Origin of the sequence: Burkholderia sp. LFS061, assembly GCF_047978125.1 — a bacterium.
Classification (GTDB): Bacteria; Pseudomonadota; Gammaproteobacteria; order Burkholderiales; family Burkholderiaceae; genus Burkholderia; species Burkholderia pyrrocinia_C.
In genome coordinates, this window is record NZ_JBFPFS010000002.1 from 315,177 (window position 1) to 332,383 (window position 17,207).

Consider the following 17,207-nt stretch of genomic DNA (forward strand, 5'->3'; position numbering starts at 1 on the left):
GATCCGCACGAATGCAGAACTGGCAGCCGACCAATCCGGTGGAGCGCAGATTCATGGATGCGCATACGGACTGGATGAGTTTCGCGAAGGAACGCGACGCGCGATTGATGATCTGGCAGACCGACGAGACGGATTCGGAACTCGTGCGGCTGTATTTTCAGGTCCAGGATGAAACTTCGTGTGCGGTCAGGACAATGCGCGCGTCGTTCGTCAATGAAGCGGGGTATGCGAAGGCTTTGACGGATGAGCTTATCGCGTTCTACGACAGTCGGCGTGAGGGGTCCGCTGCGCAAGGTGTGCGGGCGGATTGGCAAGCTCCGTACGACGATGGAAAGAATCCTTTGCTGTATCTGTTCACGGTTGCCGACAGCCTGATGCAGCACCATCCGGACATTTTTCCGGCGATGGTTTTCGTGCTGGCGCCGGCGAAAGTGCGGGATGACGCGGCATGGGTGCAGTGGATGGATGGCTTGCTGACGATCATTGCAGTCGCTCCGCAGCTTGGCGAGCGCGTGCGTTTTGTCGTGCCACGTATCGATATCGCGCCGTTTGCAGCGTTGATGCAACGGCATCGCGCCGCGGTGCGCGTTGTACAAGGCAAATATTCGATGGCGAGCGTGCCGCGCGAATTGCTGGCGGAATCGGGCGAGCGCGGGCCGAGCGGTGAGTTTAGACGGCATTTCGTGATGCTGACCGAGGTGATTGAAGGCGGTAATCCGGTTCGGCTCGAAGAATTGCGTGCGGCGGCGCTGAAGGTAGCTGAACGCGAGCAGTGGTTCGACCAGTGCGTTGTCGTGCATTTGATCGCAGGTGCGGCGTATCTGAAGTGGCGCGATCGGGAGCGTGCGATAGAAGCGTACCGGAGCGCCGCCAGCAGCGGCATGCTCGCGGTCGAGGCAGGGCATCCGGCAGGGCACAAGCTTGTTGCAAACGGGCTGTTCGGCGAGGCGAGCGTGCATCTGACGCACAAGGATTACGCTCACTCGGCGTATTGCTATGAACGCGCAGCAACGTCGACCACGGCTGCAAAGGACGGGCTGATGACGGTCGAGGCGTGGCGCATGAGCGCCGTTTGCTGGGAGCGGGCAGGAGAGCGAGAGCATGCGCTCGAGGCGGGGTTCAATGCGCTCGATGCGGGATTGATGGTCGACGAACCGATGCGGGCGAAAAGTAATCTGCCGATGGTTGTCGAGTGGATGATTTCGCAGTTGGGTGTGCAAGACCGGCGGCGCAACGCGCTCAGCGAGAAGGTCGCCGCGTTGCGCGGCGGACGCTGAGCGGGGAGGATGACGTGGGACTACTGGCCGTCAAGCATCTGGATCCCGTCGTTGGCATCGACGTTCATTCGGTGTTGGTTGCACCTAGCCCGACGCCGGTGTTTCTACCGCATCCCCACGTCGGGTTCATGCTCGACCTGCGGGAGTATGTCGAGGCGGCGAAGGGCGTCGTTGGCAGCATCGCGATGGCGATTGTTCAGGAGAAGGTGACCGAGTATCTCGAGGACCATCCGGATGTCGTGAAGAAGCTCGACGATGCGGCAGCGTTCACGTCGGGAAAACTGACGGATATCCAGGACAACTCGATCGTCGATGAGGGGCTGAAACTCGAACAGCAAGCCGCGGCACTACGGAACAGCATTGGAAGCGTGCTCGGCGCAGGCGTCGGAATGGGCGGAGCCGCCGGCAGGCCGATATTCGTGAACGGCTTGATGCGGGCCACGGTCGGCACGCATTCGTATCACGTTCCGGGGCTGCATTTTCCACTCGGGGAGTCATTCGCACCTCCGCCGGCGCCGGATCCCATGCCTTCGGACGACGCGGAGTCGTACATGGGCAGCCGGACGGTACTGGCCAACAACGATCCGATGTCGTTCATGGCGCTGCCGGCGTTGAGTTGCTGGTCGATTGGGATGGAACCACCGGGGCATAACAGCGCGCATACGGAGCGGACTTATCCGTCGATGCCGAGTTCGGTGATGTTGCCGATTCCGGCGGGAAGGCCGGTGATGGTCGGCGGGCCGCCGGTGTTGAATATGGCTGCGGCGGCGAAGGGGCTGTTCAAGGCGTTTCAGGGGTCGAAGTGGGCGAAGAAGCTCGCGGACAAGCTGAATCTCAAGCCGGGTTTTCTGAAATGCAACATCCTGCATGCGGAACCGGTGGACGTCACGACAGGAGAAGTCATCGTCGCGCAGCACGACTTCACTGTCACCGGACATCTTCCTCTCGAATGGAACCGGCGTTATGCAAGCAGCGACCGGCGCCTCGGTACCATTGGCGTCGGATGGAGTACGCCAGCAGACATTCAATTGAATCTCGTTTCGCGCGACGACGGCATCGGGGCAGCCGTCTACTTCGTCGATCACGCCACGGCATTCGATGAAGTTCCCAGGCATGAGGGGTGGTCGACGCGGGTCTACGATTGGCAATACGGCTATGCACTGTATTCCCGCGACAATCAACTGGTACTGAGAACGGGCGAAGGCATCGAATACGGGTTCTCGTTACCGCAATCGTGGGACGCGGCTGTCGGCAGCCTAGCCAACACGCCCGCGCTAACGCTGATGCTCGACTGGATCGGCGATCTCCATGGTCACGCGTGGCTGTTCGAGCGCAAGCCTTCAGGTCATCTTTCGCGAGTACTCGAACATGACGTCGAGGGTCCAAGCGGACGATGCATCGAATGCGAATCCAGTATCGTCTCGGATGTAGCGTTAACGACGTCGATGACGCTAATCGGTACCGACATGCATGCATATCCGCTCGCAGGGTACGAATACGATCGCGAATTGAATCTGGTCGCAGCACTCGACGCAATTCACAACTCGTGCCGTTTCAACTACGAGAACGGCAATCGAATGACCGGGCATACGAGCGCACGCGGCGTTTCGTTCCATTACAGCTATCTGCAAGGTAGCGACGGCATATGGCGTGTCGATCACGCATGGGGTGATGAGGGCGTGCTTGATTACCGCTTCGCCTACGATCTCGACCGATACGAAACGCGCATTACCGATTCCATCGGACACGTCGCCGTCATCCAGATGAACGGGCGTCACGTTCCGATCGCCGAGATCGACGTACTCGGAGGCATAACCAGCTACGGTTACGACGCCCATGGGCGAACCAGTACCGAGACGGACCCGATGGGCCGTACGTCTCGATGGGAATACGACGTGCACGGCAATCTGACCGCGCAATTCATGCCGGACGGTCAGGCTGTCCGAACCGAATATGATGCGAATCACAAGCCCCGGTTCGTCACCGCCCCGGGGGGGCGCCAGTGGCAATACGAATGGGATTCACGCGGACGCCTTCTCTCTTACATCACCCCATCCCGAGCGATATCCAGATACGAGTACGACAGTCATGGTCGCATCACATCCTGGACCGGGCCGAACGGCGATGCGACGACATTCGGTTACGACCGTCATGGCAATCTCACTTCAATAATCGATGCGCTTGGGAACGCTACGCAATACGAGCGTGACGCGCGTGGATACGTCGTTGGCACTGTCGATGCAGCCGGACATGAAAACCGATACGAACGCGATCCATGCGGCAGGCTCGTGCGAGCCATCGAATCCGACGGACGTGAAACCCACTGTACCTACGACGCAGATGGCTATCTGGTGCGGTATCACGATCCGGCCGGCCATGTGATACGCCTGACCTATACAACGCTTGGTGAGATCGCTAAGCGTATTCAGCCGGATTGCACCGAAGTCCAGTATCACTACGATACTGAAGGACAACTTGTCGAGGTTGTCAACGAGCGAGGAGAGCGCTACCTGATCAAGCGCGACGCGCTAGGAAGAATAGTCGAAGAAATCGACTATTGGGGGCAGTCACGCCGCTACGAATACGGCCCGACCGGTGAACTCCTACGCTCGATCAACCCTCTCGGTCAAACAATCCACTATCGATATGACAGAGTGGGGCGAATCGTCGAGAAACGCATTCCCGATCCGGACCAGCAGAACGGATTTCGTACGGATTGCTTTCATTACGACGAACATGGGGACCTTGTCCGCGCATCAAACCTATCCGTGATCCTTCAGTTCAGATATGACTGCGACGGCCAGCTGATCGAAGAACGGCAGGGTAACAACTTCAGGCTTTTCAATCGATACGACGCTGCCGGTAATCGCGTCGAACGAAAAACACATCTCGTTTCCGGCGGCAAACCTGTCGAGCAATCGATTCGTTACGGCTACAACGCATTGAATGCCGTCGTCCGAATCGAGATCGACGGACACGCGCCGATCGTTATCGAACGGGATGCGCTTGGTCAAATCCGCGACGAACGCCTGGGCGATGTTCTCCGCCGCGAGATGTCGTATGAAGCAAGAGGGCGTTTGTCTCGGCAATCGCTGCTTGCCGAGACCGGGGAAATGTTCGCAATCGAGTATGCGTATAACGCGAACGGCGATCTGATCGAGCGACGCGATTCCCGGTCGGGTATAGAGCGGTTTCAATACGACCCGGTCGGAAACGTCGTTGCGCATATCGATCCCGCGGGTACGGTACGTCGTTTTCTGTACGATCCCGCCGGAAATCTGCTGCGCACCAAGAATTTTCTGACGGGCACTATCCAGAACAGTTCGACGTCGCGCACATGGCTGCGCGAAGGGTGGCACGGCGACAGTCGCTACGTGTTCGACAGAGCGGGCAATCTCACGCACAAGCAAGATGCGGAACAGGATATTGCGCTTCGATGGGACGCCGCAGGGCAATTGACCGAGACGCTAGCGACCCGACACTCAGGAAAAAGCAACCGCAGTCACGATTGTCGTATTCGCGTGCGGTACGAATACGACGCTTTCCAGCGACGAACCAGGAAAATCACGTCGACACTGCGGCGCGAAGTCAGCCGAACGTGTGTCCATCGATTCTTCTGGGACGGCGATATGCTCGCCAGCGAATTACGGTTCGATGCCGAAACGACGGACGAGATCACACCAGAAGCCGAGCAAGCCGCGCGTCGCCCCGGCATGGTCCAACCGGGCATGCGCGACGCGCCAACTCGTCAGGACGTACGGGACTGGATCTATTATCCGGACACATTTCGTCCGCTCGCAATGGTTCATCGGAACTCCAACGTTGATATAGGGCGCACGGCGCGACAAGACGAATATCCAGGCGAGACAGACGAGCCTTTACGAAAACGGTCGCGACCGCCTGCGCTGGTTCCAGACTACGCCACGCAAATCGACACAGCTGATCGGTCGCAGTCCTATCATCCGCGTGGCACAGTCTACTTCTTTTACAATGACCCGAACGGCGCACCAGTCCGCCTGGTCGATGAACATGGCGACGTCGCGTGGGAAGCGAGTTACGCCACATGGACAAGCGATGCCCCGATACAGGGGAAAGACAGAACGAATCTTGATCAGCCCATTCGTCTTCAAGGACAGTACTACGACGAAGAAACCGGTTTCTGCTACAACCGATATCGGTATTTTGACCATGGAATCGGGCAATTCATCAGTCAGGACCCGAGCCGGATCGAGGGCGGTCCAACCCTCTATCAATATGCTCCGAATCCTGCCGCCTGGATCGACCCCTATGGTCTTGCGAACACCATTGACGGACAGGGGAATACGGTCCCGATCGTCGCCCTGGGTATCCCTGATAGGACCTTGTTCAAACCCAAGTCCGGCATCACGACGCCATACTCGCGCAATTCAAAATGCGGACCAACCCCAGCACAAACGAGGGCGGTACAAGGCAAACCATGCGCGGAATGTGGCCAGACGAAGCCCAGGATGATTGCGGACCATATCGATGCACTTGTGGTCGAGTATTATCGAACCGGCGCCAACGACGTCAGCGTGCAATCGTCAGTTGCCGCAGTGCAACCACATTGCCCCAGTTGCTCGCCATCCCAAGGGGGCAAGGCATCTGCATTTTCGAAAGCAATGAACAAGATTCTCGGTATCTGAACGCACATCCGGAAGAGGAAGATGGAATCACGACACGAAGCAGCGATTGCGGAAATGCAGCGCGAAGTATGCGAACGATATGGGTTGCGCCGCGAACCCGTGGAGGACATGGTCGCCTTCGCGACCTCGACTTCGGGTCAGATGCCTGTCTATGGCACGCGCGTTGAACGCGGTGCGGGAGACAATATCAGTTGGTACTTTCATTGTGGTGAATACTCGGACGCCGACGATTTCTATCAGCCGATACATACGGAGCATCTTCAGCAAATGCTGCCGCTCGTCATCAAATATCTCGCGTTACCGCCGGGCACACATTTCATCATCGACGATCAAGGATACGAAGATGTGTGGCAGGAGCCGGCCTGAAATCGTCGCGGCGGTCGACCGCCGGGTCAATGATCGTCGCAACTCGGTTTGCGTGCAATTATGATTTTACATAACGTGAATTATCGAATATTTTGTTGTAGTAGCTTTTTAGAAATGTCGTGTTCTAGCCATTTAGAAATGCCGCGTTTGGACCTCGGTAAGCTTGCCGGCTCCCTGTCAGATCATGGAGCCGGCGATGCACCGAACAGCACTGGTGACATTGAACGTGCGAGAACTCGACCGTCTGAAGGTAATCCAGGCTGTAGTGGATTTGGGCCTGAGGCCTGGCCGCGCGGCCGAACGACTGGGCCTGACGGTCCGGCAGGTCGACCGGTGAACGCATTGCGCGCCGGCACCCCGCCCACGCGCACGCTCGCCGGCCGCCACGAAGCAGCCGGCCGCCGCCCGTTCAAGGCTCGATCACACGCGGCGTCACGAGAAAGAGCCGCTCACTATGGCCGTCCTGCCTGTCGGTCGAGCGGAACAGCGCGCCGACGAGCGGCAGCTTCGACAGCACCGGTATGCCCGATTGCGTGCTCGAGCGCGCATCCACCTTGTAGCCGGCGATCAGCAACGCCTGCCCTTGCTCGATGAACGCCTGCGTGTTGATCTCGTTCGATACGATCACTGGAATGTTGTCGACCGTTTGCTGCGACAGCTCGCCGTCGACGATCCGCACGTCGAGCTTGATCTGCGTGCGCCCGCCCTCCTCGACGACCATCGGCAGCACGCGCAGCGACACGCCCGTCGAGATGCTGTACAGGTCGGCCGACGTGTAGCCCGCGACGCGCACGAAGAACTGCTTCTTGTTGTCCATCACCGCTTCGACGTTGTCGAGCGTCGTGACTTTCGGGCTCGCGTCGGTGCGCGCCTGGTTCGACGATTCGAGCGCGTTGATCCGCGCGAGCAGATAGCGGCCCGCGTCGCCGAGCACGGCCGTCAGCGACAAACCGAGCGGGCTCGCCGGCAAGCCAACCGAATCGTTGCCAGGCAGCGTGATCGAACCGAATGTCGGATTCAGCGAACCGTTCGCATACGAGTTCTGCGACGTGAGCCCCGTGCCCGTCTGCAGATCGAGATGGCTGTTGTGCGCGCGCCAGTCGACGCCGAGCTGCTTGAGCGCGCCTTCGTCGATCTGGATGATGCGCGCCTCGATCTCGATCAAGCGCGGCTTCACGTCGAGGAGCGCGATCAGGTCCGGATACTGCGCCATGTGTTCCGGCACGTCGCGCACGAGAATCGAGTTCGTGCGCGGATCGGCCTGGATCACCGGCAGGTCGGTCGAATCGCTCGCGCCCACCGGTACGCCGTTCGCACCGCCGCTCGCGTCGGGCCAGCCGGCGCCCGACACGCGCGCCGCGCCCGGATTGGCGATCGCGGCGGCAACCATGCCGCTCGGACGCGGATCGCCGCCCTGACCGCCGAGGCCGCCGGCCGGCATGCCCGCGCCATCGCCCGACTGCGCGCCCTGCATGTACGGCGGCAGCGGCGGCAATTGCGGCACGCCGCCGCGCCCGCCGCCGAGATCCGTCATCGGTGCGGCGCGGCTGATCGGCTTGCCGACCGTCGTCTGCGACGCGCGCTTGCCGTCGCCTGGGTGATACATCCGGTTCAGCAGCGACGCGACGCCCGGCATCGTCACCGTCGTGCCGTCGACGTTGACGTCGCGGTCGGCGGCCCACGCGTGCTTCAGCGAGAACACGCGGATCGTCGTGCCGCCCGTGCGCGCGGAATTCTCGTCGAGCCGCGCGGCGACGCTCGTCACGAGCTCGACGTAGCGCGGCGGCCCCGCGACGAGCGCGGTGCGCTGCTGCGCGTTGTAGGTGACCGGATAGCGCGGATCGGCGACCTTCATCTGCTCGAGCAGGTCCCGCAGGTCGCCCATGTTCGCGTGATCGAGCTTGACGAGCGTGCTCTTCATGTCGCTCGCGGGCGTCACGTACAGCACGGTGCCGTCGTAGTACCAGACGAAGCCGAACGACGCGGAGAGCGTGTCGAGGAAGCGCTGCGGCGGCATCTTCATCTTGCCGCTGACGGCGCCGCTCACGCCGGGCGCGACGTTCGCCGCGATGTTCTGGCTCGCGGAGAGGTCGCGCAGGACGTCCTTCACGTCCTTGCCTTCCGCCGCGTACTGGATTTCGGTGCTGCGCCAGCGGATCGGCGCGGCATCGACGGAAAGGCTCGCAAGCGAGCACATCAGGGACAGCAAAATGGAAATCTTGGCCTTCATGGGTCCGTCCGGTGAGGACGCGCGGCCGTCGGTCGGACAGGCGCGCGCCGCGAATGGGAGACCCGTGCAGTTAACCGCATCCGGGCGCGGCGGCGGCCGCGCGCGGCGAAGGTCCGTTCAATAGAACGAATTGATGGTCCAGCCGGTTGCGAGCGGCGTCTGCAGGAAGGTCTGGCCGCCGCCGCAATAGGAGGACGTCCACGGCGTCTTCGCGTAGCCGTCGTACGTCGCCCATTTGCTCGAAAGCCTGACCGTGTATCCGCTGCGCGGCTCGGCGGCCACGTTCAGCGTGACGTTGATCGTCGCGGCGTCTTCGCGCAATTTCGGCGACTGCGCCTCGTTGTGCGCGATCACCTTGTCGCCCTGACGGTCGATGACTTCGACGACCAGGCGCATCTGCCCTTCCCGCCCCTTCAGGTCGCAGGTCGCATAGCTCATGTGCATGTATGCGCTCACCGCAATCAGCCCATTGTTGTCGAGCTTCACCGGCCGGTCGATCGTGTACGTGTACGTGCCGTCCCGTTCGTAGGTGACGAGCGGCGGATTCGGATACCCGCCACGGTAGGTGAACCCGCACGAAAAATCACTCGCGCCAGGCGTCTCCATCAGGATCGCGCATGCCGTGTCGGTGCCGCCGATCTTGATCCCTGACTGCGGCAGCCACTTGCCGTCCTGGCATGACAGCACTTGTCCGTCCTGACCCATCGATATGAGGCCGGCAGTTGGACGATTTTTGTCGGGCGCGCACGGCGTGTTGACGACGACACGCCCGGTGATCTCGTACTGGTTCGCGGAAACGACGCCGGGCACGATCAAGTTGTCGTTCTGATCGACCGCGAGCGCCTGCCAGGCAGCGCCCGTCCACGCATAGGCGCGGAATGTGTCGAGCGTGAGGCGCACGTCGCCGACTTCGTTCGATGCATCGGTGGGCAGATCGTTGGTCCTTTTGACAGGATCCTTCCAGTGGCCGCCCGCGCCGCGCCACACGCCACTCTTGCAGCTCAGCAGATTGCCGAGTGCGTCCGCGCCAAGCTTGCCGTTCGTGAAGTTGCCGGCCGTTCCGCAGTTCGCCGCGTCGGGGTTGCCGTCCGTGAACGTGTGCGTGAGCCAGATCGGCACCTGCATCGCGTTCGCCTCCGGGTGGCCGCCGACGCCAACGCGGTACAGGTAATCGCTGTTGATCTGCTGGCCCGGGCCGTTGAAGAAGATCTCGTTCGCGAGGTGTCCCACATTCGGCGGCGTGGCGCCGTTCGGACCGCAGGTTGGCGAGCTGCCGCCGAGAAACGTGCCGAGCGGCATCCGCCACGCGTCGAATGCGCCGCGCACTTCATTCGGAAACGCCCTGCTGATCGAACCGCCACCCGGCCCCGCACTCGCGGCGACGAGCCCGAGTTCCTTGTCGCCGATCGTCTCGCCGCCGGTCGTCACGACCAGCGCGTCGAGCCCGGTGCCGAGCGCGCTCCGCTTGACGAGTACGCACGTGTTCTGGCCGTATGCATTCGTTGGCCGAAGTGCTGCAGGCAGATCATTCGTCGCCTGCAGATCGGCAAGCTTCATCACGATGGGCGTCTGCTTGTTCGCGCGCTGCAGCCAGGTATCGTAATCGCGCTTCAACGCCCGCGTGGCGGCGGCCGTCACCTGCGCCTGGTATTGCGCGGCCTGCTCCGCACGCACGTCGTCCAGCGACGAATCCATCATCATCGCGATGCCGGCGAGCATCACTGCAGCGATCGCCAGCGCGCCGAGCACCTCGATCAGCGCGATGCCGCGCGCGCGGCGACGGGAAGACTTGAAATGCATCAGTACGCTTGCCCCATCCAGACCGGCATGCCGTTCGCAATCTTCAACCCGGCGGGCAGCGGCACGCCGCTCACCGGCGCGTTCGGATTCGCGTTGCCGGGGCGCACGACCGCATTGCGATACGCGACGCCCGCGAACAGCGAACCGTCGGCGAGCGTCGTGATTTCGCCGGTGATATTGACGGACGGCGCCGCCGACGCATACGCGACAACGGTGCCGTCCATGACGTAGTTGCGCCATAGCGGGTTCGCGCCCGGATACCACGTCGGAAACGGCAGCCGCGTATTCGGCACCGCGCCGCGCGTGCCGGGATGCACGCGCGCGTAGTCGAGCGTCGCCTGCCGGTAGATGGCGAGGTTTTCGGCGAGCGCCTGCGCGGTGCGCGCCGGTTGCAGCGCGGGAATGGCGGACGGGTCTTGCAGCGTCGCATAGACAGCGGCGATCGACGCGAAGGCCAGTGCGGCGGCGAGGGCGTACATAAGTGAAGTGGGTGATGGCGAATGAGTCTGGTGGCGTCAGTTCGACGTCCAGATAATGGTGGCGTTATCGGTGCAAGCGCCTGTCGCAGCGCTCGGCGAGACTGGATAATCGACGGACTTTTCGCCAATCTTCGCCGATTTCCAGTTTCCGCCGGCCGTCAACGTGTTGACGCAGACTTCTCTCGGCACCTGCGTGTAAGTGACTGTGAAAGTCTGGTTCGCACCGGTCACGGTCACAGTCCCTCCCCACGTATTCGAAACACCGCCGTTGCCGTCCGGTGTCAGCGTCCCCGGAAACACCTTCGCCGCACTCAAATTCGCGTTCATCGAACCCGAGCCGTAGTTGTTCACCTGCCCCATGTAAAGCTTTTTTGTGCCCGTCTGAATCGCATTCAGATCCTCAGTCAGCCGATTCGTATTCGCGCTCGAGAACGCCGACCCGAGCAGCGCGATCGCGCCGACGATCACGATCGCCGCGACGCCCAGATACGCGATGCTCTCGAGCAGCGACGCACCGCGCTCCTTGCGGTGCCTCCGGCAGAACGCCGGTGTATGTCGATAGGCGGGAGGGTTGGCGAGTGGTTTCATAGTGTGTTCTCCTGAATTGAAAATGCGCGACGTCAATGCATCGCGCGCGTCATCGCGGCGATTTCCTGCTGAATGCCGAAAAAGCCCGTCACAAGCCAGCCGATCACCATCGCGAGCGCGACGATCGCGACGCCGTTCAGCACGCGCATCTGCGCGGTAATCCGCGCGACGCCCTCTTCGAGCCATTCGTCGGCAAGCATCTTGAGTGCCGCGTCGAAGCCGCCGTATTCGGCGTAGATGCACAAATCCTCGACGATCTCGCGCGACGGAAACTGATAACCGGCGTTGAGCAGCGCCTCGCCGGCGTTGAGGCCCGACTTCACGCCGACCAGCGTGTCGTCGATCCGCTCGCGCAGCCACGGCTCCGCGACAGCGCCGATCTTGAGCAGCGCCCTCTCGACCGTGACGCCCGACGCCTGCAGCGCCGAGAACGCGATCAGGAAGCCGCTGCCCGTGACGAGCCGGTAGATCGAATAAGGCGGCACGCGATCCGCGTAGATGCGCAGCGGCCCGCGCCAGCGCGGCAGCGACCACGCGAGCGCGGCGAGCACCGCGACGAGCGCCGCGACGACGACGAGCATCCAGCCCTGCACGAACAGCGACATCAGGTACAGCGAGCGCGCGGCGCCGCGCCAGTGCGTCGGATCGGCGATCAGAGCGAACTTCGGGATCACATGCGTGCCGAACAGGTACAGATAGCCGATCACCATCACGACGAGCCCGACCGGATACGCGACGCCGCCCGTGACCGCGCGGCGGATCTTGCGGCTCGACTGCACGATGTCGGCAACCGACACGAGCGCGTCCTCGATGCGCCCCGCCTGCTCGCCCGCCGCGACGATCATCTGCTCCGTCGCGGGCACCCATGCCTCCATCGCCTCCGACAGCATCCGGCCGTTCTGCACGGCGAGCCGCCAGTCGGACAGCACGATCGCGAGCGGCTCGCGCGGCTTGCGCCCTTCGCGCGACGCGCGCCATTCGAGTTCCTCCAGCACCTTGAGGAGCGGCAGCCCGTTGCCGAGCATCTTCGCGATCTTCCGATAGACGCGCAGCCGCTCGTCGGCATTCAGGCAGAACTTCGCCCAGCGGCGATTCAGCTCAAGTGCCATAGCTGAATCCGACGAGCGACAGTTGCTGTCGCGCTTCGCCCGCAACCGGCGCGAGCGTGCCGACGACGCGCTCGACGCCGCGCGGATCGACGAGCCCCGCCGCGACCTTGCGCAGCGCGTGCTCGCCAAGCGTCATCCCGCCGCGCGTGCCGGTCCAGTACTCGAGCGCGCCGACCTTGTCGCCGTCGCGCAGGAATTCGAACAGCCGCGCATCGGGCAGGATCACTTCGGCGACGACGGTGCGGCCGATCGTGCCGACCGTGCGGCAGTGCTCGCAGCCGTCGCCTGCGATGCACACGTCGTGCATCCGGCTGTCGAGCGCGAGCCGCAGCCGCGCGAACAGGCCCGGCTCGATCCGGTCCGGATGATCGACGAGCCGCAGCTTGCAATGCGGACACAGCAGCTTCACGAGACGCTGGCTGATGAGCCCCGAGATCACCGTGTGATCGGTGACCATCCGCGCGTGCAGGCCGAGATCGATCAGGCGGTCGGCGATCGCGAGCGCGCTGTTCGCGTGCACCGTCGTCCACACCTGGTGGCCCGTCATCGACGCGCGCAGCGCCGTCTGCCCGGACGCGCGGTCGCGGACCTCGCCGATCATGATCGTGTCCGGATCGAGCCGCATCGCGTTCGTGATCGCCGCCGCGAACGCGAGCGCGCGCGCGTCCTCGGTCGGCGCGTTCGCGACGGGCGTCTGCACCGCGCCGTCGATCGGATATTCGATCGGGTCCTCGACCGTGATCACGTGCAGGCTGCCGCGCGACTCGTCGATCTGCGCGGCGAGCATCCGCTGCAGCGTCGTCGATTTGCCGGAACCCGTCGGGCCGCTGATGATGTTCATCCCGTGCGGCTGTGCGCGCAGCGCACGGAACGCCGCGACGTGCTCGGGCGCGAAGCCGAGCGCCGCGAGATCGGTCGCGTCGCCCGCATCGTTGTACAGGAGCCGCAGCACCATCAGGCTGCCTTCGTTGGTCGGCGTCGTCGCGATCCGCACGCCGTACAGATCGTCCGGCAGCTTGTCGCGGTCGCCAATGCTCGCGTCCTGACGTTCGCTCGGCCGGTAGCTGTTGTCCGATACGGTCGTCATCGCGCCGTACAGCGTCGCAAGCAGCCGCTCGCCGTGCTCGCGCGTGTGCTCGTTCACGCGCATGAGCTCGTTGTGGATCCGGAAGTAGACCTCGGTGCTGAAGCGGCGCACGCGGATATGGATGTCCGATGCGCGCTCGCGGCACGCACGGCCGATCAGCTCCTTCGCGAGCACCTGCATCACCGTGTGATCGAGCCGCTCGCCGCCGCCCGCGGCGTTCTGCCGGTACGCCTCGCGCACCTGCATCAGCGTCGCGGGCGTCGGCCGGTACGGCCGGCCCATCCGGTCAAGCCGCGCGCGATACGACAGCACGAACGGATTCATCTCGTGGCCGTCGGCAATCAGGAGACGCCCGTCGTCGAACAGGCAGACGAACTTGCGTTCCTCGACGCTCGCAGCGAAGTCGCCCGCTTCGCTGACGGCGCGCGGGCCGCGCGGCGGCGCGGCATCGCCGCTGGCGGGCAGCGGCGCGCGCACGGGCGTCGCGTCGGGTCGTTGCGCGGCGTGGCTCATGATCCGCTCGCCGGCAGTGCGGGCAGCATCGGCGGCGGCGCGGCCGGGTCGGCCGGCAGCGGCGGATTGCCCGCGTACGACGGCGACGCCGTCGACAGCCTCGTGGTGCGCCCACGATTCGATACGACGACCGCACGCGGCTCGATCGCGACGACGCGTCCACCGTCCGGCAGCGCGTCGCCGCGCTGCACTTCGAATTCGGCGCCGCCGTTCATCCGCAGCGTCGCGAACGCGCGCTTGCCGACGCCTTCGATCGCCGTCACCGCGAACTGCCCGGCCGGCGCGCCGCCGCGCACGCGCGCGAGCTGCGCGGACCGCTCGGCGACCTGTTGCTCGGTCTCGAGCTTCTTCAACTGCGCCTGCAGCAGCACCGTCTCGCTTTGCAACTGCGTGAGCCGCGCGGCGGTCGCGCCGTCGTCGTCGGACGACACGGGCCCCGCCGCGCGCACGGCGCCGGCGAGCACCGCCAGGCCAAGTGCGCACATCCATCGGACGCGACTATTTCGCATAGAGCACTCCTTCGAGAGTCCACTGATTGTTCTGGTAAGCGAGGCGCTGCACGCGCAGCCCCGGCACGTCGATCGCGCGCACGAACTCGGGCGGCGCGACGCCGCCGAGGCTCGCGTTCAGCCGGTACGCGCGCCACCCGACCGCGGCGGCCGCCTGCTGCGCGAGATTCGCGAGCGGGGCGCGCGCCGCCTGATCGGGAAGTAGCGGGTCCAGTTTAGCCACGGCATCGAGCCATTGGAGACGCGACAGAAGTTGCGTCCTGACAACCGAATCGTCGACGAGCGGCGTGTCGCCCGCCGTCGGTGCGGCGAGCGGCACCTCGAGCGTCGCGCGTTCGCCGTCGGTGTCGACGATCGCGTCGGGCTCCGCGGCGAGCAGGTAGCGCACGTTCGAGCCATTGCGCGCCCACGTGTAGTGCGCCGCGTCCGGCGTGCATTCGTAGCGATCGAGCCGCCAGCCGCCCGGCGCGAGCCGGCCGAAGCGCGTCGCGCACGCGCGCGCGAACCCGACTGCGTCGGGCAGCGCCGCCCACGGCGGAACGACGGGGCCGCTCTTCGCCTGCCGCGCGGCGAGCTCCGCGCGCACGCGTTCGAGCGCCGCCTCGCGTTGCTCGTCCTCGACCTTCGCGCGATGATGCCAATAGGCGAACGCGCCGCCGCCCGCGACGCACACGACCGCCGCGGCGACCAGCGCGGCGCGCGGCGACAAGCGCCGCTCGATGGGCCGCAACGCCCACCAGCGCTCGGTACGCGGCCGGCCGCCACGGCGCGGCAGCAGATCGTCGAGCCGCTTCGGCTGAAAATTCTGGAAGCCCTGCTTCTCGAGCTCCAGCTCGCCGATCACGACGTTCCAGCCGCCCCACGCGTAATCGGTATGCAGCCGTTCCAACGCTTCTTCGCGAGTGCCGACCCAGTCGCCGTTCGGCATGAACGCGTGGTCGCGCACCGCGAAGTACGCCCAGCGTCCGTCGGGCAGCGCGAACGCGCCGAGCCAGTTCGGCGCGGGCTGCCGGCGTCCGTTGTAGAACGCGCCTTCGAGCGCGATCGCGCGCGACACCATCGCGCCGAGCGACAGATGCCCGGGCGCGAAGCCGTCGCGCGTGTTCGCATAGCCCGCCGCCGCGCCGCCGCGATCGATCCGCAGCACCATCAGGTCGAACTTCAGCTTCTTCGCGAGCTCGACTGCTTCGGCGCGCAGCTCGTTGCGCCTCGACAGCGACTGCCAGAACAAGCCGCCGACGAAGCGCTGGCGGCCGATTTGAATCACCTGCGCGCTCATTGCCGGCTCCGTCAGGCGCCGCCGCGCTGCGTGACGGGCGTGATCAGGATCACGATCACCTCGCGCGAGCGTTGCGCCTCGTAGCCGCCGCCGAGCGCGATCATCTTCGGCGTGCCGATGCCGCGCTCGTCGAGCGAATCGTTCGTGCCTTCGTAGCCGCTGATGACGAGCGTCTCGCCCGACTTCATCGCGACTCGCTGCAGGAAGTTGCGCATGTCGACGTCGGGCGTCTGGATCCGCGTCGCGCCGCTGCCCGTGCTGCTCGACACTTCCTTCAGCTGGAGCAGCGACGAGATGTTCGTCGAGAACTGCAGCATCACGGTGCCATCGTCGAGCACGTGCGGCAACAGCGTCATGTTGAAGCCCGTCGTTACGGTGCCCGGCGTGAGCGCGGTCGACGAGCCGACGTTCGCGGTGTTCGTCGTCGACACCGACGCGAGATAGCCCGTCTGCGTCGCGACCTGCACGGGCACCGGCTGGTTGTTGAGCGTCGTGACCGACGCCGACGTCTTGCGCCGCACCGTCCCCTGCTGCGACAACGCGCGAATCAGCAGCTTGGTGCCGTTGAAGCGGCTCGTCGGGCTGAGCACCGTCGCGGACAGGTCGCCGGGCGTCACCGCGGCCGGCGTGAACGGGTTGGAGATCCCGAATTGCGCCGACACCGTCTTATAGACGAGGCTCCAGTCGATCCCGTATGCGTCGCCCGCCTTCAGCGACACGCTGAGCACCGTCACGTTGAGCATCACCTGCCGCGACAGCGAGCGGTTCTGCTGCGTCATGAACGCGGCGACGCGCTCGATCACGTCGGGCGTGTCGGTCACCGAGATCGAGCCGGTCGCGGGCGATGCGACCGAGCTGCCGTAGCGCGACAGCATCGACTGGATCGCGCTCTGCAGCCCGTTGAACACGGACAGCTGCGAATTCACCGCGGTGTTCGCCGTATTGTTCGCGGTGAGGCCCGTCGTGCCGGAGCCCGAGCCGCTCGCGCCGCCGCCCGAGCCGCCGGACTGCGAGCCGCCCGACGTGCCGTCGCTCGTCGCGCCGCTCACCACCGACGCGTTCAGCGACGAGTCGCCGGGAATCGCGTTGACCTGGAACGTGCGGGTATCGGTGAAGAAGAAGCGGATCGTCCCCTGCTCGTATTTCCAGAAGACGCCGAAGCGCGCGCATGCCGCGTCGAGCAGGCCGCGCAGCGTGCCGCCCGTGTACAGGATGCGCGCCGGCGCGAACGACGTGCCGGCGCCGCCGTCCGCGCCGCTGCCCGCCTTGCCGCCGCCGGACGACCCGCCACCCGGCATGCCGGGCG

12 protein-coding genes are annotated in these 17,207 nt (G+C 64.4%); 3 read left to right on the forward strand and 9 right to left on the reverse strand.

The window, feature by feature from the left end:
- Positions 1–11 precede the first annotated feature (11 nt).
- From ACNQQL_RS02980 to ACNQQL_RS02990, 3 genes are read left to right on the forward strand one after another with little or no spacing between them, the layout of a single operon-like run.
- Positions 12–1,277, forward strand: a complete 1,266-nt coding sequence (locus ACNQQL_RS02980; protein ID WP_347063142.1) for a hypothetical protein — start codon at positions 12–14, stop codon at positions 1,275–1,277.
- A 14-nt stretch (positions 1,278–1,291) separates the two neighbouring features.
- Positions 1,292–5,941 (forward strand): RHS repeat-associated core domain-containing protein, encoded by a 4,650-nt coding sequence (locus tag ACNQQL_RS02985; RefSeq protein ID WP_347063143.1) that lies wholly within the window; start codon positions 1,292–1,294, stop codon positions 5,939–5,941.
- A gap of 21 nt (positions 5,942–5,962) precedes the next feature.
- Positions 5,963–6,307 carry a hypothetical protein gene (locus tag ACNQQL_RS02990; protein WP_347063144.1) on the forward strand — a complete coding sequence of 115 codons (345 nt, stop codon included), beginning with the start codon at positions 5,963–5,965 and terminating at the stop codon, positions 6,305–6,307.
- Between the two features lie 409 nt (positions 6,308–6,716).
- On the opposite strand, the gene sctC is transcribed toward ACNQQL_RS02990, so the two are convergent.
- From sctC to ACNQQL_RS03035, 9 genes are all read right to left on the reverse strand, one after another.
- Entirely contained in the window at positions 6,717–8,537 is a 1,821-nt protein-coding gene (gene sctC, locus ACNQQL_RS02995) for a type III secretion system outer membrane ring subunit SctC (RefSeq protein ID WP_347063145.1), read from the reverse strand.
- 117 nt (positions 8,538–8,654) lie between these two features.
- Positions 8,655–10,337: a type II secretion system protein gene (locus ACNQQL_RS03000; protein WP_347063146.1), complete on the reverse strand. Its 1,683-nt coding sequence runs from the start codon at positions 10,335–10,337 to the stop codon at positions 8,655–8,657.
- On the reverse strand, positions 10,337–10,816 hold the full coding sequence (gene pilM, locus ACNQQL_RS03005; RefSeq protein WP_072436839.1) for a type IV pilus biogenesis protein PilM: 480 nt from the start codon (positions 10,814–10,816) through the stop codon (positions 10,337–10,339). Before pilM ends, ACNQQL_RS03000 begins: the two co-directional genes overlap by 1 nt.
- A 36-nt stretch (positions 10,817–10,852) precedes the next feature.
- The gene (locus ACNQQL_RS03010) at positions 10,853–11,404 is read right to left on the reverse strand and encodes a type 4 pilus major pilin (RefSeq protein ID WP_347063147.1); all 552 of its coding nucleotides are present in this window, start codon (positions 11,402–11,404) and stop codon (positions 10,853–10,855) included.
- Between the two features lie 32 nt (positions 11,405–11,436).
- Positions 11,437–12,513, reverse strand: coding sequence for a type II secretion system F family protein (locus ACNQQL_RS03015; protein WP_347063148.1), 1,077 nt, complete (start codon positions 12,511–12,513; stop codon positions 11,437–11,439).
- Positions 12,503–14,113: a GspE/PulE family protein gene (locus tag ACNQQL_RS03020; protein ID WP_072436842.1), complete on the reverse strand. Its 1,611-nt coding sequence runs from the start codon at positions 14,111–14,113 to the stop codon at positions 12,503–12,505. The genes ACNQQL_RS03015 and ACNQQL_RS03020 overlap by 11 nt, the downstream gene beginning before the upstream one ends.
- Positions 14,110–14,598: a type IV pilus biogenesis protein PilP gene (gene pilP, locus ACNQQL_RS03025; RefSeq protein WP_174417221.1), complete on the reverse strand. Its 489-nt coding sequence runs from the start codon at positions 14,596–14,598 to the stop codon at positions 14,110–14,112. The genes ACNQQL_RS03020 and pilP overlap by 4 nt, the downstream gene beginning before the upstream one ends.
- A gap of 13 nt (positions 14,599–14,611) precedes the next feature.
- Complete coding sequence (pilO2, locus tag ACNQQL_RS03030; RefSeq protein ID WP_072436843.1) at positions 14,612–15,901, reverse strand: type 4b pilus protein PilO2; 1,290 nt, start codon at positions 15,899–15,901, stop codon at positions 14,612–14,614.
- A gap of 11 nt (positions 15,902–15,912) precedes the next feature.
- A partial coding sequence (locus ACNQQL_RS03035) for a PilN family type IVB pilus formation outer membrane protein (RefSeq protein WP_347063149.1) occupies positions 15,913–17,207 on the reverse strand: 1,295 nt, incomplete at its 5' end.

Bases quoted from the DNA above. Each gene is read 5' to 3' on its own strand.
- ACNQQL_RS02980 (WP_347063142.1), top strand. From the start codon at position 12: ATGCAGAACTGGCAGCCGACCAATCCGGTGGAGCGCAGATTCATGGAT.
- ACNQQL_RS02990 (WP_347063144.1), top strand. From the start codon at position 5,963: ATGGAATCACGACACGAAGCAGCGATTGCGGAAATGCAGCGCGAAGTA.
- sctC (WP_347063145.1), bottom strand. From the start codon at position 8,537: ATGAAGGCCAAGATTTCCATTTTGCTGTCCCTGATGTGCTCGCTTGCG.
- ACNQQL_RS03000 (WP_347063146.1), bottom strand. From the start codon at position 10,337: ATGCATTTCAAGTCTTCCCGTCGCCGCGCGCGCGGCATCGCGCTGATC.
- pilM (WP_072436839.1), bottom strand. From the start codon at position 10,816: ATGTACGCCCTCGCCGCCGCACTGGCCTTCGCGTCGATCGCCGCTGTC.
- ACNQQL_RS03010 (WP_347063147.1), bottom strand. From the start codon at position 11,404: ATGAAACCACTCGCCAACCCTCCCGCCTATCGACATACACCGGCGTTC.
- ACNQQL_RS03015 (WP_347063148.1), bottom strand. From the start codon at position 12,513: ATGGCACTTGAGCTGAATCGCCGCTGGGCGAAGTTCTGCCTGAATGCC.
- ACNQQL_RS03020 (WP_072436842.1), bottom strand. From the start codon at position 14,113: ATGAGCCACGCCGCGCAACGACCCGACGCGACGCCCGTGCGCGCGCCG.
- pilP (WP_174417221.1), bottom strand. From the start codon at position 14,598: ATGTGCGCACTTGGCCTGGCGGTGCTCGCCGGCGCCGTGCGCGCGGCG.
- pilO2 (WP_072436843.1), bottom strand. From the start codon at position 15,901: ATGAGCGCGCAGGTGATTCAAATCGGCCGCCAGCGCTTCGTCGGCGGC.